The sequence below is a fragment of the Pseudomonas sp. Pso3 genome (assembly GCF_055393275.1).
In genome coordinates this window covers 4583456-4608964 of sequence record NZ_AP043687.1, presented here as the reverse complement: position 1 = coordinate 4608964, position 25509 = coordinate 4583456, and the positions used below count along the sequence as shown (strand labels likewise).

Annotated in this window: 23 protein-coding genes and 1 pseudogene; 10 read left to right on the top strand and 14 right to left on the bottom strand. The window is 66.9% G+C overall.

Translation table 11 applies throughout. The features are described from left to right. Positions 1-41: 41 nt before the first annotated feature. The 4 genes from ACZ5R1_RS21650 to ACZ5R1_RS21635 form a co-directional block, all read right to left on the bottom strand. On the bottom strand, positions 42-1592 hold the full coding sequence (locus ACZ5R1_RS21650) for a phospholipase D-like domain-containing protein (RefSeq protein WP_464712681.1): 1551 nt from the start codon (positions 1590-1592) through the stop codon (positions 42-44). Next, a complete protein-coding gene (locus ACZ5R1_RS21645; RefSeq protein WP_042134619.1) occupies positions 1589-2869 on the bottom strand; it encodes an NAD(P)/FAD-dependent oxidoreductase in 1281 nt (426 codons plus the stop codon). Before ACZ5R1_RS21645 ends, ACZ5R1_RS21650 begins: the two co-directional genes overlap by 4 nt. Positions 2870-3042: 173 nt before the next feature. Next, positions 3043-3852, bottom strand: coding sequence for a class I SAM-dependent methyltransferase (locus tag ACZ5R1_RS21640; protein ID WP_042134617.1), 810 nt, complete (start codon positions 3850-3852; stop codon positions 3043-3045). 67 nt (positions 3853-3919) lie between these two features. Then, a complete protein-coding gene (locus tag ACZ5R1_RS21635; RefSeq protein ID WP_007159864.1) occupies positions 3920-4408 on the bottom strand; it encodes a winged helix-turn-helix transcriptional regulator in 489 nt (162 codons plus the stop codon). Between the two features lie 157 nt (positions 4409-4565). Here ACZ5R1_RS21635 and dadA point away from each other — a divergent pair, with 157 nt between their 5' ends. The 4 genes from dadA to ACZ5R1_RS21615 all read left to right on the top strand — a co-directional run bounded on the left by dadA (position 4566) and on the right by ACZ5R1_RS21615 (position 8096). Beyond that, positions 4566-5864, top strand: a complete 1299-nt coding sequence (gene dadA / locus ACZ5R1_RS21630) for a D-amino acid dehydrogenase (protein ID WP_027600659.1) — start codon at positions 4566-4568, stop codon at positions 5862-5864. Then, positions 5839-6195, top strand: a complete 357-nt coding sequence (locus tag ACZ5R1_RS21625) for a RidA family protein (protein WP_027597427.1) — start codon at positions 5839-5841, stop codon at positions 6193-6195. The genes dadA and ACZ5R1_RS21625 overlap by 26 nt, the downstream gene beginning before the upstream one ends. Before the next feature lie 93 nt (positions 6196-6288). Next, entirely contained in the window at positions 6289-7359 is a 1071-nt protein-coding gene (gene alr / locus ACZ5R1_RS21620) for an alanine racemase (RefSeq protein WP_042134613.1), read from the top strand. Positions 7360-7541: 182 nt separating this feature from the next. Beyond that, the gene (locus ACZ5R1_RS21615; RefSeq protein WP_027597429.1) at positions 7542-8096 is read left to right on the top strand and encodes a cupin domain-containing protein; all 555 of its coding nucleotides are present in this window, start codon (positions 7542-7544) and stop codon (positions 8094-8096) included. A 278-nt stretch (positions 8097-8374) separates the two neighbouring features. Here ACZ5R1_RS21615 and ACZ5R1_RS21610 read toward each other — a convergent pair whose 3' ends face one another. Next, positions 8375-8926 carry a DinB family protein gene (locus ACZ5R1_RS21610; RefSeq protein WP_042134611.1) on the bottom strand — a complete coding sequence of 184 codons (552 nt, stop codon included), beginning with the start codon at positions 8924-8926 and terminating at the stop codon, positions 8375-8377. Between the two features lie 148 nt (positions 8927-9074). On the opposite strand from ACZ5R1_RS21610, the gene ACZ5R1_RS21605 reads away from it, so the two are divergent. Further along, a complete protein-coding gene (locus ACZ5R1_RS21605) occupies positions 9075-10052 on the top strand; it encodes a glycosyl hydrolase 53 family protein (RefSeq protein ID WP_235389961.1) in 978 nt (325 codons plus the stop codon). Positions 10053-10335: 283 nt separating this feature from the next. Further along, on the top strand, positions 10336-12948 hold the full coding sequence (locus ACZ5R1_RS21600; RefSeq protein WP_464712680.1) for a cellulase family glycosylhydrolase: 2613 nt from the start codon (positions 10336-10338) through the stop codon (positions 12946-12948). A gap of 576 nt (positions 12949-13524) precedes the next feature. Here the strand turns inward: ACZ5R1_RS21600 and rep are convergent. Further along, positions 13525-15537 (bottom strand): DNA helicase Rep, encoded by a 2013-nt coding sequence (gene rep, locus ACZ5R1_RS21595; RefSeq protein ID WP_027597433.1) that lies wholly within the window; start codon positions 15535-15537, stop codon positions 13525-13527. 199 nt (positions 15538-15736) lie between these two features. Continuing rightward, positions 15737-16429, bottom strand: coding sequence for a hypothetical protein (locus tag ACZ5R1_RS21590; protein ID WP_027597434.1), 693 nt, complete (start codon positions 16427-16429; stop codon positions 15737-15739). Between the two features lie 173 nt (positions 16430-16602). Between ACZ5R1_RS21590 and ACZ5R1_RS21585 the strand changes: the two genes are divergently transcribed. After that, positions 16603-17187 carry a flavin reductase family protein gene (locus ACZ5R1_RS21585; RefSeq protein WP_042134596.1) on the top strand — a complete coding sequence of 195 codons (585 nt, stop codon included), beginning with the start codon at positions 16603-16605 and terminating at the stop codon, positions 17185-17187. Between the two features lie 39 nt (positions 17188-17226). Here the strand turns inward: ACZ5R1_RS21585 and ACZ5R1_RS21580 are convergent, their stop codons facing one another. The 6 genes and pseudogenes from ACZ5R1_RS21580 to ACZ5R1_RS21555 all read right to left on the bottom strand — a co-directional run bounded on the left by ACZ5R1_RS21580 (position 17227) and on the right by ACZ5R1_RS21555 (position 21736). Next, positions 17227-17931 (bottom strand): methyl-accepting chemotaxis protein, encoded by a 705-nt coding sequence (locus tag ACZ5R1_RS21580; protein WP_420030762.1) that lies wholly within the window; start codon positions 17929-17931, stop codon positions 17227-17229. 42 nt (positions 17932-17973) lie between these two features. After that, positions 17974-19071 (bottom strand): annotated as a pseudogene (locus tag ACZ5R1_RS21575) (methyl-accepting chemotaxis protein); the annotation flags it as partial. Between the two features lie 218 nt (positions 19072-19289). Next, a complete protein-coding gene (locus tag ACZ5R1_RS21570; protein ID WP_042134592.1) occupies positions 19290-19619 on the bottom strand; it encodes an Arc family DNA-binding protein in 330 nt (109 codons plus the stop codon). A 29-nt stretch (positions 19620-19648) separates the two neighbouring features. After that, the gene (locus tag ACZ5R1_RS21565) at positions 19649-20290 is read right to left on the bottom strand and encodes a LysE family translocator (RefSeq protein ID WP_027597438.1); all 642 of its coding nucleotides are present in this window, start codon (positions 20288-20290) and stop codon (positions 19649-19651) included. A gap of 1 nt (position 20291) precedes the next feature. Beyond that, entirely contained in the window at positions 20292-21062 is a 771-nt protein-coding gene (locus ACZ5R1_RS21560) for a 2OG-Fe(II) oxygenase (RefSeq protein ID WP_007159850.1), read from the bottom strand. A gap of 35 nt (positions 21063-21097) precedes the next feature. Then, positions 21098-21736, bottom strand: coding sequence for an alanyl-tRNA editing protein (locus ACZ5R1_RS21555; RefSeq protein ID WP_042134589.1), 639 nt, complete (start codon positions 21734-21736; stop codon positions 21098-21100). A 92-nt stretch (positions 21737-21828) separates the two neighbouring features. On the opposite strand from ACZ5R1_RS21555, the gene ACZ5R1_RS21550 reads away from it, so the two are divergent. The 3 genes from ACZ5R1_RS21550 to ACZ5R1_RS21540 all read left to right on the top strand — a co-directional run bounded on the left by ACZ5R1_RS21550 (position 21829) and on the right by ACZ5R1_RS21540 (position 24975). Next, positions 21829-22812: a LysR family transcriptional regulator gene (locus ACZ5R1_RS21550; protein WP_007159848.1), complete on the top strand. Its 984-nt coding sequence runs from the start codon at positions 21829-21831 to the stop codon at positions 22810-22812. A gap of 199 nt (positions 22813-23011) precedes the next feature. Continuing rightward, positions 23012-24412, top strand: coding sequence for a sugar porter family MFS transporter (locus ACZ5R1_RS21545; protein WP_037006622.1), 1401 nt, complete (start codon positions 23012-23014; stop codon positions 24410-24412). 77 nt (positions 24413-24489) lie between these two features. Continuing rightward, positions 24490-24975 (top strand): UPF0158 family protein, encoded by a 486-nt coding sequence (locus ACZ5R1_RS21540; protein WP_027597441.1) that lies wholly within the window; start codon positions 24490-24492, stop codon positions 24973-24975. Between the two features lie 3 nt (positions 24976-24978). Here ACZ5R1_RS21540 and ACZ5R1_RS21535 read toward each other — a convergent pair whose 3' ends face one another. Next, complete coding sequence (locus ACZ5R1_RS21535; RefSeq protein ID WP_464712679.1) at positions 24979-25503, bottom strand: glycine cleavage system transcriptional repressor; 525 nt, start codon at positions 25501-25503, stop codon at positions 24979-24981. Positions 25504-25509 lie beyond the last annotated feature (6 nt).

Below are 25509 nucleotides of genomic sequence, written 5' to 3'. Positions count from 1 at the left end.
CCCCCTCTCCCCCCGGGAGAGGGTTGGGGTGAGGGCGAAGCCTAGAGCATCCGCTCCAACCCCACCGCCTTGACCACCCAGGCGTTGAAGCGGCGCCAGGCGCTGCCGGGTTCGTGGTGCAGCACCCGCGGCTGGCCGTCGCGTTCGCTGACCCACTCCAGCCGTACCTGCCCGCGATCCTCGACGCGCTTGACGGCGTAGGAGACGCTCGGGTCCATGCCCTGCAGCATCAGCTGGCGCAGGCGGCCGGTGAGGACCGGGCTGTCCACCAGGATGCCGACCTCGGTATTCCACAGCACCGAGCGCGGATCGAAGTTGAAGGAGCCGATAAAGGACCAGCGTCCGTCGATGGCCATGGCCTTGCTGTGCAGACTGGATTCGGATTCGCCAAAGCTGTAGGGCAGCGCGGATCGCTTCTGGTCCGGGCGGGCGCGCAACTCATAGAGCCTGACCCCCTGGGCCAGCAGCGCCGCGCGATAAGGCGCGTAGCCGGCGTGCACGGCGGGCACGTCGGTGGCTTCCAGGGCGTTGGTCAGCACCCGCACATCGACGCCGCGGGCGGCCAGGCCGCCCAGGTAGGCGACCCCCTGATTCATCGGCACGAAGTAGGAAGAGACCAGCAGCAGTTCGTGCTGGGCGCCGTCCAGGGTCGGTTGCAGCTGATGGGTGAGCAGCAGCTGCCAGTCCGGTTCGTCCTCGGCCAAGACCTTGCGCGGCGCATCCCAGAACGCCTGGGCGTGGGCCCAGGTCAGCTCCTGCAGCCAGCCGTCGAGCTGGGGCGCGGTGGCGTAGCGCCGCAGGCGGTGGTACAGCGCCAGGTCGCGGGTGCGTTCGCTGTCGAGGTAGTGATGCAGCCGCGCGCGCAGCCGCACCAGGGCGGTGGGTGAGGGGGCGAACCAGCGCAGTCGCCGGGCCGGCTGGCTCAGCGGACTGTTCCAGTACTGGTCGAAGCTGGTGCCCAGCTGGCGCGCCACCGGACCGGCGGCGAGCAGGTCGAGATCGGTGAAATTCATCTCCGGGCGGGCATCGAAGTATTCGTCGCCCAGGTTGCGTCCGCCGACGATGGCCACGCTGTCGTCGGCCAGCCACAGCTTGTTGTGCATGCGGCGGTGCTGGTGGTTGAGATCCACCAGCCGGCCCAGGGCCCGGGTCGGACCGGTGCTGCGACCCAGGTGCAGCGGATTGAAGACGCGGATCTGCACATTGGGATGGGCCGCCAGCACGGCGATCTGGTAGTCGTTGCCGTCGCTGCTGGTGTCGTCGATGAGGAAGCGGATGCGTACGCCGCGATCCGCCGCCTTGAGCAGTTCGTTGACCAGCAGTCGGGTGGTCAGGCCGTCGTGGACGATGTAGTACTGGATGTCCAGGCTGCGCTGGGCCTTGCGGATCAGCTCGGCGCGGGCGGTGAAGGCGTCGGTGCTGGTTTCCAGCAGGCGCAGTCCCGACAGACCCGGATGGGCGGCGCCGGCGGCGCGCACCTGGCTGTCCAGGGCGGTGCCGGCGACCGGCAGCACCTGGGAGGCGTGGCGCGGAATCGACGTGGCGCAGCCGGCCAGCAGCGCCAGCAGCAGGGGGACGAGCAGGCGGATCACAGGCTGTCCTTGAGGCGATACCAGAGCATGCCCAGGGCCAGCAGCGGCGACCTCAGGTGGCGACCGCCGGGAAAGCGCGCATGGGGCACCCGGGCGAAGAGGTCGAAACCGGCCGACTGGGCCAGGATGGCCTCGGCCAGCAGGTGACCGGCCAGGTGGGTGGCGTTGACCCCATGACCGGCATAGGCCTGGGCATGGAAGACGTTGGGGTGCTCGCGCAGCCGACCGATCTGCGGCAGGCGATTGGCGCCGATGCCGATCATGCCGCCCCAGGCGTAGTCCACCCGCACATCCACCAGTTCGGGGAAGACCTCCAGCATCTTCGGCCTCATGTAGCCGGCGATGTCCCGGGGATCGCGCCCGGAATAGTGGCAGGCGCCGCCGAACAGCAGGCGGCGGTCGGCGGAGAGGCGGAAGTAGTCCACCGCCACGTTCTGGTCGCAGACCGCGCGATTGCCCGGCAGCAGCCGCGCGGCGCGCTCGGCGGAGAGCGGCTCGGTGGCGATCACATAGCTGCCGGCCGGCAGGACCTGGGCGGCGAGGTCGGGTTGCAGGTCGTCGATATAGGCGTTGCAGCAGAGCACCAGGGTGTCGGCGCTGACCCGGCCGCGGGCAGTGTGGACGCGCACCCGGGGGCCGTATTCCAGGCGGGTGACCTGGCTGTCTTCGTGCAGCTGCACGCCCAGCGCCCGCGCCGCGGCGGCTTCGCCAAGGGCCAGGTTGAGCGGATGCAGGTGGCCGGAGCCCTCGTCGATCAGAGCACCCTGGTAGCGCTCGGAACCCACCACCTCCGCCAGGCGGGCCTTGGGCACCAGTCGCAGCGGATGGGGGTAACCCAGCGCCTGCAGCGCGGCATGCTCTTCCTGCAGGTGCCGCCAGTGGCGCGGCTTGTTGGCCAGGTCGGCGAAGCCCCAGGTGAGCGCGCAGTCGATGCCGTGGCGGGCGATGCGCTGGCGTACCCGATCCACCGCCTCGAAGCCCAGCCGCTTGAGTTCGCGTACCCCTTCGGCACCTATGACCGACTCGAATTGCTCGACGTCATGGCCGACGCCACGGATCAGCTGACCACCGTTGCGGCCGCTGGCGCCCCAGCCGATGCGGCGGGCTTCCAGCAGCACCACCCGGGCGCCCCGCTCGGCCAGCTCCAGGGCGGTATTGAGCCCGGAAAAGCCCCCGCCGACCACGCAGACATCCGCCTGGACCTCGCCCTCCAGGGGCGGAAAGTCCAGGTCCAGATTGGCGGTGGCGGCGTAATAGGAAGGCGCGTGGGGCTGCATAGGCGGCGTCTGATTTAGCAGGCGAAAGGGACGAGAGCCTGTTCAAAGTCTTGCGAGCTAGAGCCAGACAAGGAGAACAGACTTGAGGAAGCGGAGTTTACACAGAGTAAATGAGCATTCCGAAAGTCTGTTCGACGCGGTTTGGCCGACGCGCAGCTGACTTTGAATAGGTTCTAAGCCGTCGGGCGTTGGGCGACCAGGGTAAAGCTCATCGGCAACTGGGCGGTCTGGCCGATGTAGCCGTCATAGTCGGCCTCGCGATTGGAGTGCGGATGCTCTTCCAGCCGTTGCAAGCTCAGGCCGGCGTCCAGGCAGGCGGTGACGATGGCCCCCAGGGTATGGATATGCCAGTAGCTCGGCGCGCCCTGGCCGTGATCCAGGCCGTCGTAGGTGATGAGGTCCGCGCTGACCAGCGGCTCGCGGCGGAAGTAGCTGTAGCGCGGCACCAGCGGCTGGTCCGCATGGGGCTCGAAGACTTCCAGGAAGGGATGGGTCTCGTAGATCACCAGACGTCCGCCCGGTGCCAGCAGGCTCTGCACCGCGGCGAAGAAGGCCGGCAGGTCCGGCATCCAGTTCAGCACGCCGATGGTGATCAGCACCAAGTCGTGCTGGCCGAGCCCGGCGGGCAGGGCATAGATGTCGGCGGCCACCAGTCGCGGCGCCAGGCCCGCGGCTTTGGCCAGCTGCTCGCCCTGGGCGAGAAAGGCCGGCGACTGGTCGATGCCCAGGGCGGGCCGGGCGCCGAAGGCCGCCAGGGAAAGCAGTTCGCGGGCGTTGTTGCAGCCGACCTGGGCGCAACTCAGGCCGCGGATGTCCAGTGCGGTGAGGGTGGCGGTCAGGCAGGCATCGAGGACCGAGAAGCCGGGTTGGCGAGCCTGTTCCAGCAGGCGCTGCCAGTCCTCGCCCTGGGCATGCAGCGGCGCCGACACCTCCCAGGCTTGGCGATTGGCGGCGGTGATGAACTGACGCTGGTGGGGATCCATGGGCGGCCTCCTTGGCTGTCGATGCAAAACCCGCAGCCTAGACGGTGATCCCCGGGCTCGCCAGCCGTCAGTCCGGCACCGGCAGGCTCAGGGTCTCCTTGATCTCCTCCATCACGATGTAGCTCTTGGATTCGCGCACATGGGGCAGCTTGAGCAGGATGTCGCCCAGCAGCTTGCGGTAGGAGGCCATCTCGGAGATGCGCGCCTTGACCAGGTAGTCGAATTCGCCGGAGACCAGGTGGCATTCCAGCACCTGGGGCAGCTTGAGCACGGCGCGGCGGAATTCCTCGAAGGTGTCGCCGGACTTGTAGTCCAGGCTCAGCTCGACGAACACCAGCAGCCCGGCCTTGAGGTGCTGCGGATTGAGGCGGGCGTTGTAGCCCTGGATGATGCCTTCGCGCTCCAGCCGGCGGACGCGCTCGGTGCAGGGCGTGGTGGACAGCCCCACCCGTTCGCCCAGCTCGGTGAAGGAGATGCGGCCATCGTCCTGGAGGATGCGCAGGATGTTGCGGTCGATCTTGTCCAGCTCGCGTCTGGCCTGGTGATGGGTACGCATCGCGGGGGTCTCTGCCAAAGGGGTCTTTACCGGAAAATTACTCCGAATATAGGCAATTCTTCAGTGATTAGCACTGCGAGCGGCTTTCTATACTTGCCGTATCTGCCTTCATTCCGACGAAAGCCGGCGAAATCCTCTCACCGGCCAGGAGCTAGCGATGCGTGTACTGGTTTTGGGGAGCGGCGTCATCGGCACGACCAGCGCCTACTATCTGGCCCGTCAGGGTTTCGAGGTGGTCGTGGTCGATCGCCAGGCCGGTCCCGCCCTGGAGACCAGCCATGCCAACGCCGGTCAGGTCTCCCCTGGCTATGCCTCGCCCTGGGCCGCGCCCGGCGTGCCGCTCAAGGCGCTGAAGTGGCTGTTCCAGAAGCACGCGCCCCTGGCCATCCGCCTGACCGGCGACAGCAACCAGTACCTGTGGATGGCGCAGATGCTGCGCAACTGCACCGCGGCGCGCTATGCGGTCAACAAGGAGCGCATGGTGCGGCTGTCCGAATACAGCCGTGACTGCCTCGACGAGTTGCGCCAAGACACCGGCATCGCCTACGAAGGCCGCCAGCTGGGCACCACCCAGATCTTCCGCACTCAGCAGCAGGTGGAGGCCGCGGCCAAGGACATCGCCGTCCTGGAGCGTTCCGGCGTGCCCTTCGAATTGCTCGACCGCGACGGCGTGGCCCGGGTCGAACCGGCGCTGGCGGCGGTCAAGCACAAGCTGGCCGGCGGCCTGCGCCTGCCCAACGACCAGACCGGCGACTGCTTCCTGTTCACCAATCGCCTGGCCGAGGAAGCCCGCCGCCTGGGCGTGGAATTCCGTTTCGGCGCCGAGATCCAGCAACTCAGCGCCAATGGCGATCGCATCGACGGCGTCAGGGTCGATGGCGAACTGCTCACCGCCGACCACTACGTCCTGGCCCTGGGCAGCTATTCGCCGCAATTGCTGGCACCCCTGGGCATCCGCGCGCCGGTCTATCCGCTCAAGGGCTATTCGCTGACGGTGCCCATCGTCGATGCCGCCATGGCACCGACCTCGACCATCCTTGACGAGACCTACAAGGTCGCCATCACCCGCTTCGACGATCGCATCCGCGTCGGCGGCATGGCTGAGATATGTGGCTTCGACCTGAACCTGGATCCGCGCCGCCGCGCGACCCTGGAAATGATCACCGGTGACCTCTATCCTCGCGGTGGCGACCTCGCCCGGGCCAGCTTCTGGACCGGTCTGCGACCCGCCACCCCGGACGGGACCCCCATCGTCGGCGCCACCCGCTATCGCAACCTGTTCCTCAATACCGGGCACGGGACGCTGGGCTGGACCATGGCCTGCGGCTCCGGTCGCCTGCTGGCCGATCTGATCGCCCGCAAGCAGCCGCAGATCAGCGCCGAGGGTCTCGACATCTCCCGTTATTCCGCCACCCAGGAGTCCCCGCGCAATGCCCGTACAGCGTCTGCACACTGATCGCCGCCTCAGCGAAATCAATATCCACAACGGCACCGTCTACCTGGCCGGCCAACTGGCCGACGACTTTTCCGGCGACATCTATCAGCAGACCCGCGAGACCCTGGCCAACGTCGACAAATTTCTTGCCGAGGCCGGCAGCGACAAGCAGCACATCCTGGTGGTGACCATCTTCCTGCGCGACATCGCCCTGCACTTCGAGGGCATGAATCGCGCCTGGGACGAGTGGGCCGCCCAGGGCGCCACCCCGGGTCGCACCACCGTCGAGGCCAAGCTGGCCAAGCCGGACATCCTGGTGGAAATGAACGTCATCGCCGCCGTCAAGGCGTAAGACCGCTATTCCCCCTCTCCCCCTGGGAGAGGGCCGGGGTGAGGGCGTTGTCCAGCCCTCCTGTCCCTCACTCTTCCCCTGCCGAGACCTCCCATGCGTCCCGCCCGCGCCGTCATCGACCTCGCCGCCCTGCGCCAGAACTATCGCCTGGCACTTGAACTCTCCGACGCCCGCGCCCTGGCGGTGATCAAGGCCGATGCCTATGGCCATGGCGCCGTGGCGGTGGCCAGTGCCCTGGCGGGCGAGGCCGACGGCTTCGCCGTGGCCTGCATCGAGGAGGCCCTGGAACTGCGCGCCGCCGGGATCCGCGCGCCCATCCTCTTGCTGGAAGGCTTCTTCGGCATCGACGAGCTGCCGCTGATCGCCGAGCACGAGTTCTGGACGGTGATCCACGCCGACTGGCAACTGGAGGCCCTGGAGCGGACTGCCCTATCGCGACCGCTGCAGGTCTGGCTGAAGCTGGATTCGGGCATGCACCGGGTCGGCTTCTTTCCCCAGGACTATGCCGCCGCCTACCGGCGACTGCTGGCCAGCGGCAAGGTCAGCGGCATCGTCAAGCTGACCCACTTCGCCCGCGCCGACGAACCGGACAGCCCGGCCACCGCGGCGCAGATCGCCATCTTCCGCGCGGCCACCGAGGGCCTGCCCGGTCCCACCAGCCTGCGCAATTCGCCGGCGACCCTAGGCTGGCCCCAGGCAGCCGGCGACTGGGTGCGCCCCGGGCTGATGCTCTATGGCGTCTCGCCCTTCGCCACGGCCCAGGCCGCCGCCGAACGCCTGCAACCGGTGATGACCCTGACCTCGCGGGTGATCGCCGTGCGCGAACTGCCGGCCGGCGAGCCGGTGGGCTATGGCGCCCGCTACGTCACCGCCGGGCCGACCCGGGTCGGGGTGGTCGCCCTGGGCTATGCCGACGGCTATCCGCGCCATGCGCCCAATGGCACCCCGGTGGCCATCGAAGGGCGTCCCGGCCAGCTGATCGGGCGGGTATCCATGGACATGCTCACCGTCGACCTCACCGATCATCCCCAGGCCGGGGTGGGCAGCGAGGTGGAATTCTGGGGCCGCCAGGTGTCGGTGGCGGACCTGGCCGAGCGCTGCGACACCATCCCCTACCAGTTGCTGTGCAACCTCAAGCGGGTGGCGCGCAGCTATCGCGACTAGGCCCTGGACGGGGCCTTTGCCCGCTGCCGCCGCCAGGCGAGTGCCGCCCGGGGGCCACACGTCCGCCGTAGTGTTGTAAATCTCGAACAGCGTTGCCATGATGCTGAACACCGTGCCACGGCACGCCCTCAGCGCGTGGCCTGGCCACGTCTCACCCGCCTGCTCGAGGAGTCTTTTCCACCTTGGACGTCGGTGCCCGCCTGCAAACCATCCGTACCCTCAAGGGCCTGTCCCAGCGCGAACTCGCCAAGCGTGCCGGGGTGACCAACAGCACCATCTCGATGATCGAGAAGAACAGCGTCAGCCCCTCCATCAGTTCGCTGAAAAAGGTGCTGGCCGGCATTCCCATGTCGCTGGTGGAATTCTTTTCCCTGGACCTGGAGCAGGACACGCCGACCCAGGTGGTCTATCGCGCCAATGAGCTCATCGACATCTCCAGCGGCGCCCACACCGTGCGCATGCGCCTGGTAGGCCGCGCCCATCCCAGTCGCGCCCTGGCCTTTCTCGACGAGACCTATCCGCCCGGCGCCGACACCGGCGAAGAGATGTACGCCCATGATGGCGAGGAGGCCGGCCTGGTGGTGGAAGGCCGCCTGGAGCTGACCGTGGGCGGCGAGGTGCACATCCTCGAACCCGGCGACAGCTACTACTTCGAAAGCAGCCGCCCGCACCGCTTCCGCAATCCCTTCGAAGCCCCCGCCCGGCTGATCAGCGCGACCACCCCGGCGAATTTCTAAGCGCTTGCGCTATGGCGGTCGCAGGGTGGAAAACGGCGCAGCCTTTTCCACGTGGAAGCCGGTGCCTGGGGGCGCCCTCACCCCAACCCTCTCCCGGAGGGAGAGGGGGCTGTCCGAGTGGGCGTTTGTCCCCAGCGCTCCTGGACAGATTGCGATCGGCCGCCGCGCTAGGAATTTCAGCAGCGAATCGCGGCCATGGGCCGCTCCTACAGGGGTGATGCTTTTGTAGGAGCGGTCGCTACGGCGCACCGGCATGGCCGCGATAAAGACAGTTGCTTCTACAAAGCAGTCCCCCACAACGCCTCCTCATCGATCCCCAGCGCCGCCAACTCCGCCCGGCGTAGTGGTTCGTCCTGGGCGAGAAAGAATTCGTCCAGTTGCGGTGGCGCCACGCCGCTGGCCAGGAGCAGGGCGTGGGCCTGGCCGCGGTGGTGCAGCTGGTGTACGAAGAGGTGCTGCAGGGTGCGCAGTCGCCTTTCCCGGACCGGGCCGCTGGCGCGGGGCAGGGTGATGAGCTGGCTCAGTTGCGGCGGAGCGAGGCCGCGGCACAGCGCGATCAGGCGCTGGTCGCTGGCGGTCTGGGCTGCATGCAGCGTCGCCAGGTCGGGCCAGTCCGTGTCCTGGTAGGGCCGGGGCTGGTCGTGCAGGGCATCGAGATAGAAGCGATCCACGTCGAGCAGATGGCCGAGCAGGGCCCAGAGCGAGCCGAAGAAGGCGGCGGGTTGGGGCGCCCGCAGGGTTTCCGGTGACAAACCGGCGCAGGCCGCCAGCAGGCGATGGTTCGACCAGCGATTGTTGCAGGCCTGGGCCAGCAGCAGGGGAGCGGTCATGGGCAGGTCCTCGACAAGGCGCGCGGACACCTACTGTAACGCGCCTGGTTGTGCGGGGGATCGCAGCCTGGAGGCGTCCATGATTGAGGGGCTGTCGGCACTTTGCCATTCTCCGCCGCTCTGCTGCCCACCTGCAAGGATGCACCTGATGCCTCGAATGTTGCCCTGGTTCGGCCTGGTCGCCGCCCTGTGCCTGGGTGGCCCGGTCCGCGCCGCCGAATCCGTCGCCCTGCCCGAGCTGCCCTACATCCCCCTGGGCGTGGTCGGTCACGACAACAACGCCGCCTATCCCGATGCGCAGATGGAAAGGCGCCTGCAACTACTCGACCGCTACAACCTGCGCAGCTACCGCTCCGGCGAATTCCTGTTGCTGGATCAGCCGCGCATGGATCGCCTGGTGGCCCTGGCCCGCCAGTACCGCATCACCCTGCGACCGGTGATCACCCAGCAGCTGACCCAGGCCCAGGCCTATGCCCTGGCCAAGCGCTATGCCAAGGACATCAAGATCTGGGAGATCGGCAACGAGCAGGATCACTCGCGGGTCGGCGCGGGTATCCGCATCAGTCGCCTGGTGGACATCTACCGTGGCATCCGCCGCGCCTCCGACGAATTGGACGCCGGCCTCAAGACCACCATCAACGTGATGTCCTGCAATTCCTACGACACCGGGCCCAAGGCGCGTTGCCCGGGCGATCGCCTGGGCTCCATGTGGTTTCTCGATCAGGCCAAGGCGGCCGGCTTCGATTTCGACTACATCAGCTTTCACTACTACCCGCACTACCAGGATCGCGGCCACTGGATGGATCTCTACCTGGGGCAGATGCGCGCCATGGCGGAAAAGTACCGGACGCAGATCTTTTACAACGAGGTCAATTGCGCGGAGATCTACAAGGGCACCACCGACGGTGGCCGGCCGGGGGATCGCAGCTGTTATGACAGCCTCGAATACATCCTCTCCGAGCTCAATGGGCGCTATCGCGACATCGTCCGCGAGATCAACGTCTACGAGCTGCTCGACGAGCCGACCCATCCAGTTGCCCATGAGCGTCACTTCGGGCTGATGTACGACCTGGACCGGCCCAAACCGGTCATGGAACTGGTCCGTCGCTATGCCGGCACGCCCTGAGCCGCCAGAAAGCGGACAAACCTGACTTTATCGCTGGGACAGGTCTTTCGGGTGACCAGACGGTCACCGACGAACGGTAGACAAAGTGCCATCATCGGCACCGTACGTCTGGCAAAACGCTGCGTTTACCCCTGCTTCGTGATGGCACGGGTTCTTATTGGTCTAGCGCTTGCACTAGGCTTTGCAGGTGTTGGGGAAACGATCTTCCCCGGCAGTTTTCCTGCTGTACCGAGGTGGGATGCACGGATCGAATCGCGCACCTCGGCCTATCTGGTTCCTTTGCATGACAATCCTTAGCTCCATCTCCCGCCGCCTGCCGCGTCAGGCGCTGCTCTTGCCTGCCCTGTTCGCCACCGCTTCGCTTGCCACCTCCGCCCAGGCCGTTGACCTGGTCGGTCTCAACTTCTCCGGCGCCACCTTCGCCGCCCAGATCCTGCCCGGTGTCAACGACCGCAACTTCATCTTCCCGGCCGAGAGCCATTTCCAGCAGTGGAGCGCCAAGGGCGTGAAGCTGGTGCGCTTTCCCATTCTCTGGGAGCGCCTGCAACCGTCCATGGGGGTCAATCTCGACCCCACCTATGCCGGCCTGATCGATCGCACCCTGGGCTACGCCCAGAAGTATGGCGTCAAGGTCATCCTCGATCTGCACAACTACGCCCGCTACCAGGGCAAGGTCATCGGCGCGGGCGAAGTCCCCTACGAGGCCTTCCAGAATCTCATGACCCGCGTCGCCCAGCGCTGGGGCACCCATGCGGCGCTCTATGGCTACGACATCATGAACGAGCCCCACGACGCCGTGAGCAACTGGCCGACCGCTGCCCAGTACGGCATCGACGGCGTGCGCGTGGTCGATTCGACCCACCCGATCTTCATCGAAGGCAACGGCTGGGCCGACACCACCCGCTGGCCGCAGTGGAACGATGCGCTGCTCAAGCTCAAGGATCCGGCCAACAACCTGATCTTCATGGCCCAGGCCTTCTTCGACACCAGCCTGAACGTGGCGACCCTCTCGCCGAGCTATGGCGTCGAGCGCCTCAAGCCCTTCGTCTCCTGGCTCAAGACCAACAACAAGCGCGGCTTCATCGGCGGCTTCGGCGTACCTGACACCGATGCGCGCTGGTTGCCCATCCTCGACGGCATGCTGGCCTATCTGAAGCAGAACTGCATTCCGGCAACCTACTGGGCCGCCGGCCCGGGCTGGGGCACCTACAACCAGGCGGTCGAGCCGATCAATGGCAAGGAGCGTCCGCAGTGGGCGGTGCTGGCCAAGTACCTGGACAAGGACAGCTGCGCCGGCATCGGCCCGCAGGTGACTCCGACCGCTACCACGCCGCCCAAGACCGAGACCGCCACGGGCGGCGCGACCGCGGGCACCACCGGCGGGACCGGGGCCTCGGGCACGACCGGAGCCACCACCGGCACCACCACCGGCGCCGCGCCGGCCACGGGTAGCGGCACCACCGGCACCACCACGGGCGGTGCCACGACAGGCGCTACCACCGGTGCGGCCACCGGTACCGCCGTCAACGCCGCGACCTCGTCCAAGCTGACCACCGTCGAGCAGCTCTACCTGGCCTACTACGGTAGAGCGGCCGATGCCGGTGGCCTCAACTACTGGGCCTCGCGCCTGGCCAGCGACATGAGCGTCGAGCAACTGGCAGCCACCTTTGCCGCCAATGGCGAGTCGACCGCCCTCTATGGCGCGCTGAGCGGCGCCGCTCTGGTCAACAAGGTCTACCAGAATCTCTATGGCCGCAGCGCCGACAGCAGCGGCAGTGCCTACTGGAGCAGTCGCCTCACCAATGGCGTCAGCTCGCATGCCACCCTGCCGCTGGACGTCATGCGTGCTGCGGCGGGCGACGACAAGACCGCTTTCGACAAGAAGGTGAGCGCGGCGCTTGCCCAGGGCACTGCCACCACGACCACGCCGACCCCCGCGGCCAGCGTGCAACCGGTGCAGAACGTGGTCCAGCCGGTTACCGGTGGGACTGTTGCCTCGGCTCCGCTGAGCGGCTACAAGAACATCCCGCTGGGGGTGGTCGGCCACGACAACAGCGCGGCCTATCCGCCGGCCGAAATGGAAGCCCGCTTGCAGGTCCTGGCTGCGCGCAACCTGCGCACCTATCGCTCCGGCGAGTACCTGGTGATGAACCTGCCCGAGCTGGACCGCCTGGTGGCCCTGGCCCGCAAGTACAACATCACCCTGCGACCGGTCATCACCCACAAGCTGACCCAGGCGCAGGCCTATGCCCTGGCCAAGCGCTACGCCAACGACATCAAGATCTGGGAAGTCGGCAACGAGCAGGACTATTCCAAGGCGGGAGCGCAGGATCGCATCAACACCCTGGTCGGCATCTACCGTGGCATCAAGCAGGCCTCGGACGAGCTGGGCGCCAACCTCAAGACCACCATCAACGTGATGGCGTGCAACTCGGATGACCGCACCGCCACCGCCCGTTGCCCGGGTGATCGCAACGGTGCCATGTGGTTCCTCGATCAGGCCAGGGCGTCGGGCTTCAACTTCGACTACATCAGCTTCCACTACTACCCGTACTTCGATGACAAGGGCTACTGGATGGACATGTACCTGGGGCAGATGCGCGCCATGGCCACCAAGTACAAGACCAAGGTGTTCTTCAACGAGATGAACTGCGGCAACGTCTACCAGGGCAACACCGACGGCGGCCGTGACGGCGACCGGGCCTGCTACGACAGCGTCAAGCAGATGCTCACGGTGCTCAACACCAGCTACAAGGACGTGGTGGCCGAGATCAACGTCTACGAACTGCTCGACGAGCCGAGCCTCTCGGTGATCCACGAGCGCCACTTCGGGATGATGTATGACCTCAAGCGTCCCAAGCCGATCTTCGACATGGTGACCAGCTTCGCCAAGTAAGACCCCGGCGCGGCCAGACCACCGCCCCCGCTACCTGACCGGTAGCGGGGGCGGTGTCTTTTTGGGGGTTAGAAATGGGGGGAGGGTGTCAGTCCGGCCTGGGGCGGGCCCTCACCCTGACCCTCTCCCAGGGGGAGAGGGGATAGCTCGGTAGGGCGAGTCACCGGAGTAACTTCGGACGCCCCCTCTCCCTCCGGGAGAGGGCTGGGGTGAGGGTGTCAGTCTGGCGTGGGGCGGGCCCTCACCCTGACCCTCTCCCAGGGGGAGAGGGGATAGCTCGGTAGGGCGAGTCACCGGAGTAACTTCGGACGCCCCCTCTCCCTCCGGGAGAGGGCTGGGGTGAGGGTGTCAGTCAGGCATGGGGCGGGCCCTCACCCTAACCCTCTCCCAGGGGGAGAGGGGACTGATCGGCGTGGGGCGAAGCCTGGGATGACTTCGGACGCCCCCTCTCTCCGGGGGAGGGCCGGGGTGAGGGGACTGATCAGCATGGGGCGAAACCTGGGGTGACTTCGGATACCCCCTCTCCCTCCGGGAGAGGGCTGGGGTGAGGGAGCCACCCACTGGAGACCTTCCCCCTCAACCCCGCTTGAGCATCGCCCGCATCGCCGCCAGGGCATCGTTGCCGCGGGCGGCCTTCTGTTCCTGGGGCGCTTCTTCCAGACCTTCCCACTGCAGGTCCTCGGGCGGCAACTCATCGAGGAAGCGACTGGGGGTGCAGTCGATCAGCTCGCCGTACTGCTTGCGCCGGGTGGCATAGGTGAAGGCCAGGGTCTGGCGCGCGCGGGTGATGCCCACGTAGGCCAGGCGGCGCTCCTCCTCGATGGTGTCGGCCTCGATGCTGGAGCGGTGCGGCAGGATCTCCTCCTCCATGCCCATGATGAACACATAGGGGAATTCCAGGCCCTTGGAGGCGTGCAGGGTCATCATCTGCACCCCGTCGGCGCCTTCCTCTTCCTCCTGCTGGCGTTCGAGCATGTCGCGCAGGACCAGCTTGGCGATGGCGTCCTCGATGGTCATCTGGCCGTCTTCATCCTTTTCCAGGATGTTCTTCAAGGCATCCAGGAGGAACCAGACGTTGCCCATGCGGAAGTCGGCGACCTTGTCGGAGCTGGCGTTCTGGCGGATCCAGTTCTCGTAGTCGATGTCCATCACCATGCTGCGCAGGGCGCCGATCGGGTCCTCGCCCGCGCAATTCTTGCGTACCCCGTCCATCCAGCGCTTGAAGCGCCCCAGGCGCTCGGTGAAGCGGGCGTCCAGGTGCTCACCCAGGCCGATCTCGTCGGCAGCGGCGTACATCGAGCGATCCCGGCTGCCGGCATAGTTGCCGAGCTTTTCCAGGGTGGTGGAGCCGATCTCCCGGCGCGGCACGTTGATGACCCTGAGAAAGGCGTTGTCGTCGTCCGGATTCACCAGCAGGCGCAGGTAGGACATCACGTCCTTGACCTCCTGGCGGGCGAAGAAGCTGGTGCCGCCAGAGAGTCGATAGGGGATCTGGTGGTGCTGGAGCTTGAGCTCCATCAGCTTGGCCTGGTGGTTGCCGCGATAGAGGATGGCGAAGTCCGCGTAGGGCCGCTGGGTCTTGAGGTGCAGGGTGAGGATTTCCAGGGCGATGCGCTCGGCCTCGCCGTCCTCGTTCTTGCAGCGCAGCACCCGGATCGGATCGCCGTGGCCCATCTCGCTCCACAGCTGCTTCTCGAACACGTGGGGGTTGTTGGCGATGAGCACGTTGGCGCACTTGAGAATGCGACTGGTGGAGCGGTAGTTCTGCTCCAGCATCACCACCTTGAGCGAGGGGAAGTCGTCCTTGAGCTGCATCAGATTTTCCGGTCGCGCGCCGCGCCAGGCGTAGATCGACTGGTCGTCATCGCCCACCACGGTGAACTGGGCGCGCTCCTGCACCAGCATCTTCACCAGCAGGTACTGGCTGGTGTTGGTGTCCTGGTATTCGTCCACCAGCATGTAGCGGATGCGATTGCGCCAGCGCTCCAGCACCTCGGGGTGCTCCTGGAACAGCTTCACCGGCATCAGGATGAGGTCGTCGAAATCCACCGCGTTGTAGGCCTTGAGGGTGCGCTGGTAGTGCAGATAGACCACCGCGGCGGTCTGCTCCTTGGGCGTGCGCGCCTTTTCCAGGGCCTCGTCCGGCAGGATGAGGTCGTTCTTCCAGTTGCCGATGTAGTTCTTGATCTCGTCCAGGCCGTCGTCGCCCTGGTATTCCTTCTGCATGATGTCGGTGAGCAGCGCCTTGATGTCGCCCTCGTCGAAGATCGAGAAGCCGGGCTTGTAGCCCAGGTGCGCGTACTCGCGGCGGATGATGTTCAGCCCGAGGTTGTGGAAGGTGGACACGGTCAGGCCGCGGCCTTCGCCGGCCTTGAGCAGGCTGGCCACCCGCGCCTTCATCTCGCGCGCCGCCTTGTTGGTAAAGGTCACGGCGCAGATGTACTGGGCACGGATGCCGCACTGCTGCACAAGGTAGGCGATCTTGCGGGTGATGACGCTGGTCTTGCCGGAGCCGGCACCGGCCAGCACCAGCAGGGGACCGCTGATGTAGGCCACGGCTTCGGCCTGGCGGGGGTTGAGCTTGGACATGGCGGACCGGGGTGACGACGCTGGGCAAGAATTCTACCAGCGCCGGTCCCCGCGGTCAGAGCCTGATTCAAAGTCTGCTGCGCGTCGGCCAACCTGCGTTGAAAAGGCCTTCGGAATGCTCATTTACACTATGTAAACTCCGCTTCCTCAGGCCTTTTCGCATCGTTTGGCTCTAGCTCGCGAGACTTTGAACAGGCCCTTAGGGCTTGGGCGGTGGCGCGACGAAGGTCAGCTGGCGCGGATAGCCGTACTTCTCGCCGGGCAGCACGGGGCTGTCGAGAAACACGCCCATGCTGCGACCGAATTCGCTGACATGGGTGACGGCATAGTCCTGGCCATCGGCCAGGCGGACGATGGCGCCCGGCTTGAATTCCTCGCGATTGCGCTCGGTGACCGGGATGGAGATGCCGGCGGCCTTGCGGTAGATGCCCTTGAGCCAGTCCTGGTTGGTGAAATCGTTGATCGGGGTGTTGAAGCGACCCGGCAGGCGCTGCAGATGGCGTCCGGTGCCGGGGGCGTCATCCACCGCCAGGCGTCTGGGATAGCCCACGGTCTCGGCGTCCAGCGGCTTGCCCTCGACGAACACCGCCAGGTTGTCGCCGACCCGCTGGACCTCGGTGATGGCGCGCCATTCGCCATCGCCCAGCTGGACCTGGCGACCGCTGATGAAGCCTTCGACGTTCGCCGGGGTAGCCGGAATGGTCAGACCGGCCACCCGGCGCAGGACGCCGCGATCCCAGTCTTCGTTGCTGAAATCGTTGATGGAGCTGGAGAGCAGCGGCTGGGTGAGCGGAGCGCTGTGCGTCGCCTTGGCGACCTGGGCATGGGCCAGCGGCAGGCCCAGGCAGCAGGCGCAGAGCAGCAGGAGGGAGCGGGCCAGGCAGGTGGGCATAGGGGTCATCCTTAACGCAGGTTTCTTGTTGGTCCCGGGCCGGGAGTGGGCGATAGACCCCTGATGTCTCCCGACGTTTGGCGAGCGCGTCGCAAAGCGGCAATTTTTTACCCGCGCGGCGCCGAACGGCAAGGGCTGCGTTACCCTGGGGCTTTTCCCGCGGGAGTCCATCCATGAATTCGACCCTTGCCGCCGTCCCCCTGGCCAAGGCCTATCGGCTGCTGAACCACGGTCCCACGGTGCTGGTCAGCGCCGCCCATGCAGGCCGGCGCAACGTCATGGCCGCGGCCTGGGCGATGGCGGTGGATTTCGAACCGGGCAAGGTGGCGGTGGTGCTGGACAAGCAGACCTGGACCCGCGAACTGCTGGAGGCCGAAGGCAGCTTCGTGCTCAGCGTGCCCTGCGCCGCCCAGGTGGATCTGGTGCAGACGGTGGGCAACACCAGCGGCCGCGAGCTGGACAAGTTCGCCGCCTACGGCATCGAGACGCTGGCCGGTGAAGCGGTCAGCGCGCCGCTGATTGCCGGTTGCGTAGCCTGGCTGGAATGCCGGCTGCTGCCCGAGGCGCACAATCAGCAGGACTACGACCTGTTTCTCGGCGAGGTGGTCGCCGCCCGGGCCGATACCCGGGTGTTTCGCGAGGGGCGCTGGGATTTTCGTGGCCAGGACGGCCTGCGCACCCTGCACCACGTCGCCGGCGGCCATTTCCTGGTGATCGGCGACGGCATCCAGGGCCAGCTGCTGACGCCCAAGGCCTGAATCCGACGACGCCAGCGCCTGGCGTCGTCGCGAGCGGGGTCAGACGCGGAAGCGCGCGACCATCTGCTGCAGATCGCCGCCCAGGCGGGCCAGCTCGTTGACCGAGGCGGCGGCATGGGCGTTGGCAGTGGCCGATTCCTCGGCCAGGCCGCTGACCTTGACCACGTTGCCGTTGATCTCCTCGGCCACCAGGCTCTGCTCTTCCACCGCGGTGGCGATCTGCTGATTGAGACTCTGGATCTCCGCCACCGCCTGGTAGATGACCTCCAGGGCGCGCTCGGCGTCCTGGGCCAGGGTCACGGTGCCCAGGGTGCGGTCGCGACTGGCCTGCATCCGCGCACTGGCTTCGGTGGTGCCCTGCTGCAGGGTGGCGATGAGTTCGCCGATTTCCTGGGTGGACTCCTGGGTCCGTTGCGCCAGGGAGCGGACCTCGTCGGCCACCACGGCGAAGCCGCGGCCCTGTTCACCGGCGCGGGCGGCTTCGATGGCGGCGTTGAGCGCCAGCAGGTTGGTCTGCTCGGCGATCGCCTTGATCACGTCGATGACGCTGCCGATGCGACCGCTGGCACTGTCCAGGCGCTCCATGGCATCGCCCAGGCCCTGCACCTCTTCGGCGGCCAGGGTGATTTCCTCGGCCGCGCGCTTGACCGTGCGGCTGCCTTCGCGGGCCATGCTGTCGGCGTTCTGCGCGGCGCTGGAGGCGTTGGCGGTGTTTTGCGCCACGTTGTGCACCGTGGCCGCCATCTCGTTCATGGCAGTGGCCACCTGCTGCATCTCGTCGCGCTGCTGGGTGACGCCGCGGCTGGTCTGGACGCCAAAGGCCGAGAGTTCGTCGGCCGCGCTGCTGAGTTGCCCCACGCCATTGGCGATGCCCCCGACCAGCTGACGCAGGTCATCGGCCATGGCCTGGGTGGTGCGTTGCAGTTCGCCCAGTTCGTCGCGGCGGCTCACCTCGTTGCGCTGGGTGAGGTCGCCGGCGGCGACGCGCTTGAGCATGGCCATGGCGGTCGCCAGCGGCTGGGTGATCTGGCGGGTGATCAGCCAGGCGGCGGCGATGCCGATCAGCAGGGCGATCAGGCTGCTCAGCAGCAGCTTGAGCAGGGCGGCCTGGCGCTCGGCGGCGGCGGACTTGAGCTGACCCTCGCCCAGCTGATCCAGCAACTGCACCAGCTTGTTGCCCTGCTCCTGCAGACTGGCGACGGCGGCCTGGGCCTGACGGTTCTGGGCGACGATGGATTCGAAAAAGGCGCGATAGCGGGTCACGTCCTGGGTGGCGCTGTAGAGGCGGGCGGCGGTGTCGCCGTCGATCTGCTTCTGAGCAGTGGCCAGCGTCTTGAGCAGCTCGTCGATGACCTTGAGGGTCGCCTGGGACTTGCTGTCATCCGGGGTACCGAGGAAGCGACGGATGGCCAGACGCACACCGACCATCTGCGCCTTCATCTCGGCCAAGGCCTTGAGGTCGGCGGTGCTGTAGCTGCCACCCGGGGCAAAGACCAGCTCGAACAGCTGATCGAGGGTCTCGGTAACGGTGTCGGAAACCTGGGTCAGTTCCTTCTGCGCCCCGGCGCTGGTCTGGTTGGCCTGCTGCAGGGCGGCGAAGCGCTCCTGATAGGTTTTCATCTCCCGCTGGATATCCTGCAGGATGGCGACGTTGGCCGGGTTGGTCAGCAGGCTGAGGCCCTTGCCGATGTCTTCCGTCACGCCAGCCAGGGTGGCCTGTTGCCGGGTGGCATTGGCGGCGCTGGGATCGAGCAGATAGGCCTTTTCGTCGATCCTGACGCTGAGGACATCCGCCTTGAGCTGACCGCTGTAGCGCGTCTTGTTGATGCGCTCGAGCAGGGTATTGGCGGTGAAATAGCCGAACAGGGCCACCACCGTCACCATGACCAGCAGGGCGCCGAAGCCCAGGGCCAGCTTCTTGGAAATGCCGAGATTGCTCAGCCAGGAGGCTTTGGATACAGACATGGGGATTCCGGAAGAGAGTACGAAGACCCCCTTCATCGGCTGTCCCGATCGATACTTGAAAGCCGCACGTCAGAGCCGCCTGGTTGGCGGCTCCGGAACCGACGGCCGGTTCGCTGCGGGGTCCGAATCGGCCGGATTCAGGCGGTTTCGCGCGTGTTCACCGGCACGGGCAACTCCAGCTCCAGCACCGAGATCAGCGCATTCTGCTGACGCTCGTTGAGCTGGCGAAAGCGCTGCAGCAGCAGTTGCTCGCTGGCATTGAGCAACTCGTCGTCCGCGTCGACCTGCTGCTGTTCCAGGACCCCGTCCTGCACCAGGCTGCGTTCCAGCCAGGCGACGATCTCGGTGTTCATGCTGTGGCGATGGGAGCGGGCCACGGCGGCGATGCGTTCACGCATTCCATCGGGCAGGCGGACGACGAACTTTTCCGTGGGAATACCAGCGGGAGCGCGGTGGACGTAGGGCATGGAGGACCTCCAAGACGAATGGACTGACGTCAAAGCGCCGACAACAGCAGTCGACCGGCGAAGAAAACCAGCACCAGGCCCATGGTTCGTTCGAACCAGTGGCCCAGGCGCAGGAAGGTCTGGCGAACGCGCGGACTGGAGAACAGCAGGCTGACCAGGGCGAACCAGCCGGCGTTGACCGCGCACATCCACAGGCCATAGAGGCCCTGGACGGTCAGTGGCGTACTGCCGCTGACCACGGTGGTGAAGATGGCCAGGAAGAACAGGGTGGCCTTGGGATTGGTGGCGTTGGTCAGGAAGCCGGTGAGGAAGGCCTTGCCGGGCGACTGCCGCTGCAGATCCGCCTGCTGCCACTGGCTGTCGTCCAGCGGCGCGGCGGTGGGCTTGCTGCGGATCAGGTTGAAGCCCAGCCAGAGGATGTAGGCACCGCCGACCACCTTGGCGACGCCCAGCAGCCAGGGCGTGGCGTGCATCAGGGCGCCGATGCCGAGCAGGGTGTAGAGCACGTGCACCGAGATGCCGGCGCCGATGCCCAGGGCGGTACAGAGACCGATCAGGCGGCCGAATCTCACGCTCTGGCGCACGGTCACGGCGAAATCCGGACCGGGCGCCAGCACGGCGAGGAAGTGGATGGTCGCCAGGGCGAGGAATTCGCTCAGGTAGGGGGACATGTCAGCTCCAGTACGTGAGGGGTTCGGCCGCCCCGCGATAGCCGACGAAGCACGACAGCGACAGGCGCGGCTGGTCGTTGCCGGGGGTCACGGCGTGCATGCGGCGGGAATTGAAGAGGATCAGATCGCCCGGTTCGGGGCGGATGGTCAGGCAGGGCGGGCCGAGGCGGTCGGGTTCGATGCCGTAGCTGTCGCCGCGCATGGCGTCGAAGGCCTCCGGCGACAGCTCGCGCGACCAGAGCTGCAGTTCGCCGCCGACACTGGGCATGGTCAGGTAGACGTTGCAGGCCAGCTGGGCGACCAGACTTTCGGCTTCCTCGCTGCCCGGCGCGTCCTTGGCGAAGATGTCGTGGTGGGCGAGAAAGCGCACCCCCGGCTTCACCACCCGCGACAGGCCGACGTACATCTTGCGGCCCCAGAGGGTCTGCAGGCGGGCCCCGGCCGGCCAGACCTCGTCGAGGGTGCAGCGCACCAGGTCGATGGGATTGAGGTAGGGGCGGCAGCGGCGGCGCAATTCTTCCAGGTTGCTGGTGACGCTGGCGAAGTAGTCGTCCATCTGCGCGCGCTGGTGCTCCGCCTCGTAGAAGGCCATGCCGATGCGGCCGATGCTGGGGGCGTTGGTGTAGGTGGCGAAGCCGTTGCCGAGGATCTGCTGGCCGAGGTCGTCGGCCAGCGGACGCGGCACGAAGTGGCGCACGCGCACGGCCAGCAGGCGTTCATCGGTGAGACGGAGCAAACTCTCGGTGTCGAGAGCGTCGAGTTCGAGCAGCATGGCGCTTCCTTTCTGCGGGTGAGGTGAGCGGTTGATCAGGCGCCAGCCATGTCGTAGCTCACCAGCAGGCGTCCCTTCTTTTCCTTGACGCCCAGGGCGCTCAGGGCGCCGACCGCGCGCAGGGAGCGCACGTGGGTTCCGCCGCAGGCATAGCGCGCCACGTCCTCGCCAAAGCGCACCTGGCGCTGGCCATCGGCCTGCACCTCGATCTGCAGCGGCAGGTCTTCTTCCACCAGGGCGTCGAAGTGCGCCTGCAGGGCTTCGCTGTCCAGGGGCTGCGACGCCTCGCCCGGAATGAATTCGATGCGGCCTTCGCCCGGCCAGTGATGGGCCTTGACCGGCTTCCAGCCATGGGTCTCGCCGATGTGACCGAGCAGGTGCCCGGCCGAATGCAGCCGCGAATGCAGCTGGCGCCGGCCTTCGTCGACCCGGGCCAGCACACGGCCGGGCGTCAGCGGGCGGGTGGTGTGGTGCAGGATACGGTCGCCGTCCTGGACCACCCGGGTCACCTCGGCGGTACCGATCCAGCCGGTGTCGCTGGGCTGGCCGCCGCCCTGGGGATGGAAGGGCGTGGCCAGCAATTCGACGACATAACCGTCCTCGGCGGCGCTACAGGCGTGGACCTCGACCTCGGCGATCAGGCTGTCGCTCAGGAAATACAGGCGCTCGGTCATACGTCTACTACCTAGAAAACGAGAAACATCCTCATTCTAAAGAGCGCACGCAAGGGTGATAATCCACCCTCTCTCCAAAGGAATTTTGCGCTGTGAGCATAAATCTTCCCCTGCCGCTGCTCAGCGAGATGGCCATCTTCGTGCGGGTGGTGGAGAGCGGCAGCTTCTCTGCGGCGGCCCGTCAGCTGGGTCTAACCCCATCCTCCACCAGTCGCAGCGTGGCGCGCCTGGAGAAGGCTTTGGGCACCCGGCTGCTCAATCGCAGCACGCGCAAGCTGCGCCTGTCGGAGGCGGGGGAGGAGGTCTATCGGCGCTGCAGCGACATGGTCGGCGCCGCGCGGGCGGTGCTGGAGGTCAGTGGCCAGTTCAACCAGGCGCCGGCCGGCATCGTCCGGCTGTCGGTGCCCAAGGCGGTGGGGAGCACGGTGATCCATCCGCACATGGCCGACTTCCTGCGCCGCTATCCGGCGGTGGACGTGCAGTTGCTGCTGGAAGACCGCTATGTCGATCTGATCGACGAGAACGTCGACCTGGCCATCCGCATCACCGATCGGCCGCCGCCCGGGCTGGTGGGTCGTCAGCTGCTGACCATCGAGCACCTGCTCTGCGCCACGCCGCAGTACCTGGCCGAGCACGGTCAGCCCGCCCATCCCCGCGATCTGGCCGGGCACAGCTGCATCTACCTGGCGGAGGAACCGGCCGATTCACGCTGGAAGTTTCGCCAGGGCGCCAAGGTGGTCCACGTCAATGTGCGCGGTCGCTATGCCGCCAATCACACCGGGGTGCGCCTGGACGCGGTGCTCAACCACATCGGCATCGGCAGTCTGCCCCTGTTCACCGCCCAGGCGGCCCTGGCCCGTGGCGAGATCATCCAGGTGCTGCCGGAGTGGTCCTTTCTGCCGCACTACCACGGCGGCGCCTGGCTGCTCTATCCGGCGACGCGCCACCTGCCGCCCAAGCTCAAGGTGTTCATCGACTTCCTGGTCGAGCGCCTGGGCGATCAGGCGCTGCGCCCAGGGCAGGGCGCAGCGGCACTGCCCGAGCAGCGCTTCCAGGAACTGACCATCGGCAGCTAGCCGCAGCCGATCACTATTCGTGATGCTTTTCACAAGTCCTGTTACAACTGGCATCATTAGGTGAAACGATTCACCTAACGTTTCTCTGCCTGCCGCATCGCGCTTTTCCCTGGGCCATGCTCCCCCACGGCCCGCCCGCGCGGGTGGATCAGGTCGCCGCCGCGATCCTTGCCCTGGCAAAACAAGAAAGGATTTCCCCATGCTCGCTTCATCACCCTCGCTCGCCGCACCCGTGGCGGCCACCCCGCGCAAGGGGCTGGTCGTGCTCATCGCCGTGATCGCCGCCCTGGGCGGTCTGCTGTTCGGCTACGACACCGGCATCATCGGCGTCGCCCTGCTCGGCCTCGGCCGCGAATTCGCCATGGACGACACCGTCAAGCAACTGGTGACCGGCGCCATCATCTTTGGCGCCCTGTTCGGTTGCCTCGGCACCGGCCCGATCTCCGACCGCCTCGGCCGCCGCAAGACCATCATCGGCGTGGCCCTGGTGTTCGCCCTGGGCTCGGTGCTCTCGGCGCTGTCGCCCAACGTCACCCTCCTGATCCTGTCGCGCTTCCTGCTCGGCCTGTCGGCCGGCAGCTCCACCCAGATCATCCCGGTGTACATCGCCGAGGTGGCGCCGCCGGAGCACCGCGGCAAGCTGGTGGTGCTGTTCCAGTTCATGGTGGTGTTCGGCATCACCGTGGCCTATTTCACCGGCTTCGCCCTGGACGAACACTGGCGCTGGATGTTCGGCCTCGGCCTGGTGCCGGCGCTGATCCTGCTGGCGGGCATGGCGGTACTGCCGGAGAGTCCGCGCTGGCTGCTGGTCAAGGGTCGCGAGGGCGACGCCCTGGCGGTACTGGAACGGGTTCGTGGCGGCGCCGCTGCCGCCCAGGCCGAACTGGCCGAGATCAAGACCGTGAGCAACGCCCCGGAAGGCAACTGGAGTGACCTCTTCTCGCCCTGGGTCCGTCCGGCCCTGCTGGTGGGCGCCGGCATCGCCATGTTCTCGCAGATCACCGGCAACAATGCCCTGATCTACTACGCACCCACCATCCTCACCCAGGCCGGTTTCTCCGACCAGACCGCGGTGCTGGCCACCGGCTGCAGCACCATCCTGGTGGTGATCATGACCGTGGTCGGCAGCTTCCTGGTGGATCGCATCGGTCGTCGCCGCTACCTGCTGACGCTGATTCCCGGCTCCATCATCGCGCTGGCGATCATGGGCTACCTGTTCCAGGGCGCCGGTCCCCAGACGGACGTGGAGCGCTGGACGGTGGTGGCCTGCCTGGCCGCCTACCTGATGCTCAACTGCGGCGGCTTCGGCGTCTGCATCTGGCTGATCAATGCCGAGGTCTATCCGCTGTTCGTGCGCGGCAAGGGCGCCAGCGTCGGCGCCTTCAGCCACTGGGGCTTCGACCTGCTGGTGACCCTCACCACCCTGAGCCTGGTGACCAAGCTGGGCGCCGCCCATACCTTCTGGCTCTATGCCGGGATTTCCCTGGTGGCGCTGCTGTTCATCTGGCGCCTGGTGCCGGAGACCAAGGGCAAGAGCCTGGAGCAGATCGAGCACGACCTGCGCGAGCGGCGCTTCTTCCCCTATCAGCGGAAAGGCTGAACGCAGCTTCCGGTGCCAGGTCGCAACAGGAGCGGAGATAGAACTCCGCTCCTGTTCGCCTGTGCCGGAGTCCTGCCATGCGCCCCCTCACCCTCGACCTCGATCTGCTGGCTGCCGCTCTGGACAGCCGGGAGCGAGGTACCCACTTCCTCGACCTTGCCAGCGGCGCCCTGCGCCTGCTCGATCCGGACGATCTCAGTCTGGAAGAACGCGAGGAACTGGAAGATCCCGAACGCTACCTGCCGCTGCCGCGCCTGACCCAGGACGATCGCCTGGAGCTGCGCGAGGCCTTTCTGCACCAGCTGCGCCATCCCCACGCCCAGCCCTTGCTGCGCGCGGCCCTGGAGAGTCGGCGACCGATTCGCACCTTCGACTACGAACTGGAGCTCTTCCCCTCGGTGCGCGAGGCCTGGCAGGCCTTCGCCCTGAGTCGCCTCAAGGAGGAGGTGCTGGTGCTGCTGGACGAAGCCGGCCTGGAAGCCCTGCCGGCGGACGGGCGGATGCCGCTGCCGGACGATGTCCCCGAGGGCATCCGGCGACGGCTGGAGAAGGGGCGGAGCTAGGGCCTAGTCGTGCCCGTGGCGATAGAGCTTGAGCTCCACCATCAGGTCGTCGGTGAGGGTTTCCAGGTGGGCCTGCAGCGCCTCGAGTTCGAGGTCCGCTGGGAGCGCCAGCAGGGCGGTGGCGTGGAACAGCACCTCGCTGCTCATGGGTGCCGGGCGGGTCTCGGTGGACAGGCGTTCGACGTTGACCCCGACCTGGTGCAGCGCCCGGGTGATGTCGCGGACGATGCCGACCCGGTCATTGCCCAGGAGATCCAGCTGCACCAGAGGCGCACCCACCGGCGCCGGCTGGCCGGTTTCGCCGACCAGGATGCGCAGGCCGGGAATGGCCAGCTGCTGCAGCGTCTCCACCAGGCCATTGCGCAATTCCGGTTCCACTTCCACCGAAAGGATGCCGGCGAACTGGCCGGCCAGGTGGGCCATGCGGCTTTCCAGCCAGTTGCCGCCCTGGGCGGCCACGCAGTCGGCCAGGGCTTCCACCAGACCGGGGCGATCGGGGGCGATGACGGTCAGGACCAGGTGTTCCATGGCGGG

Bases quoted from the DNA above. Each gene is read 5' to 3' on its own strand.
- ACZ5R1_RS21645 (WP_042134619.1), bottom strand. From the start codon at position 2,869: ATGCAGCCCCACGCGCCTTCCTATTACGCCGCCACCGCCAATCTGGAC.
- ACZ5R1_RS21640 (WP_042134617.1), bottom strand. From the start codon at position 3,852: ATGGATCCCCACCAGCGTCAGTTCATCACCGCCGCCAATCGCCAAGCC.
- ACZ5R1_RS21635 (WP_007159864.1), bottom strand. From the start codon at position 4,408: ATGCGTACCCATCACCAGGCCAGACGCGAGCTGGACAAGATCGACCGC.
- dadA (WP_027600659.1), top strand. From the start codon at position 4,566: ATGCGTGTACTGGTTTTGGGGAGCGGCGTCATCGGCACGACCAGCGCC.
- ACZ5R1_RS21625 (WP_027597427.1), top strand. From the start codon at position 5,839: ATGCCCGTACAGCGTCTGCACACTGATCGCCGCCTCAGCGAAATCAAT.
- alr (WP_042134613.1), top strand. From the start codon at position 6,289: ATGCGTCCCGCCCGCGCCGTCATCGACCTCGCCGCCCTGCGCCAGAAC.
- ACZ5R1_RS21610 (WP_042134611.1), bottom strand. From the start codon at position 8,926: ATGACCGCTCCCCTGCTGCTGGCCCAGGCCTGCAACAATCGCTGGTCG.
- ACZ5R1_RS21605 (WP_235389961.1), top strand. From the start codon at position 9,075: ATGCCTCGAATGTTGCCCTGGTTCGGCCTGGTCGCCGCCCTGTGCCTG.
- ACZ5R1_RS21600 (WP_464712680.1), top strand. From the start codon at position 10,336: ATGACAATCCTTAGCTCCATCTCCCGCCGCCTGCCGCGTCAGGCGCTG.
- rep (WP_027597433.1), bottom strand. From the start codon at position 15,537: ATGTCCAAGCTCAACCCCCGCCAGGCCGAAGCCGTGGCCTACATCAGC.
- ACZ5R1_RS21590 (WP_027597434.1), bottom strand. From the start codon at position 16,429: ATGCCCACCTGCCTGGCCCGCTCCCTCCTGCTGCTCTGCGCCTGCTGC.
- ACZ5R1_RS21585 (WP_042134596.1), top strand. From the start codon at position 16,603: ATGAATTCGACCCTTGCCGCCGTCCCCCTGGCCAAGGCCTATCGGCTG.
- ACZ5R1_RS21580 (WP_420030762.1), bottom strand. From the start codon at position 17,931: ATGGCGGCCACGGTGCACAACGTGGCGCAAAACACCGCCAACGCCTCC.
- ACZ5R1_RS21570 (WP_042134592.1), bottom strand. From the start codon at position 19,619: ATGCCCTACGTCCACCGCGCTCCCGCTGGTATTCCCACGGAAAAGTTC.
- ACZ5R1_RS21565 (WP_027597438.1), bottom strand. From the start codon at position 20,290: ATGTCCCCCTACCTGAGCGAATTCCTCGCCCTGGCGACCATCCACTTC.
- ACZ5R1_RS21560 (WP_007159850.1), bottom strand. From the start codon at position 21,062: ATGCTGCTCGAACTCGACGCTCTCGACACCGAGAGTTTGCTCCGTCTC.
- ACZ5R1_RS21555 (WP_042134589.1), bottom strand. From the start codon at position 21,736: ATGACCGAGCGCCTGTATTTCCTGAGCGACAGCCTGATCGCCGAGGTC.
- ACZ5R1_RS21545 (WP_037006622.1), top strand. From the start codon at position 23,012: ATGCTCGCTTCATCACCCTCGCTCGCCGCACCCGTGGCGGCCACCCCG.
- ACZ5R1_RS21540 (WP_027597441.1), top strand. From the start codon at position 24,490: ATGCGCCCCCTCACCCTCGACCTCGATCTGCTGGCTGCCGCTCTGGAC.
- ACZ5R1_RS21535 (WP_464712679.1), bottom strand. From the start codon at position 25,503: ATGGAACACCTGGTCCTGACCGTCATCGCCCCCGATCGCCCCGGTCTG.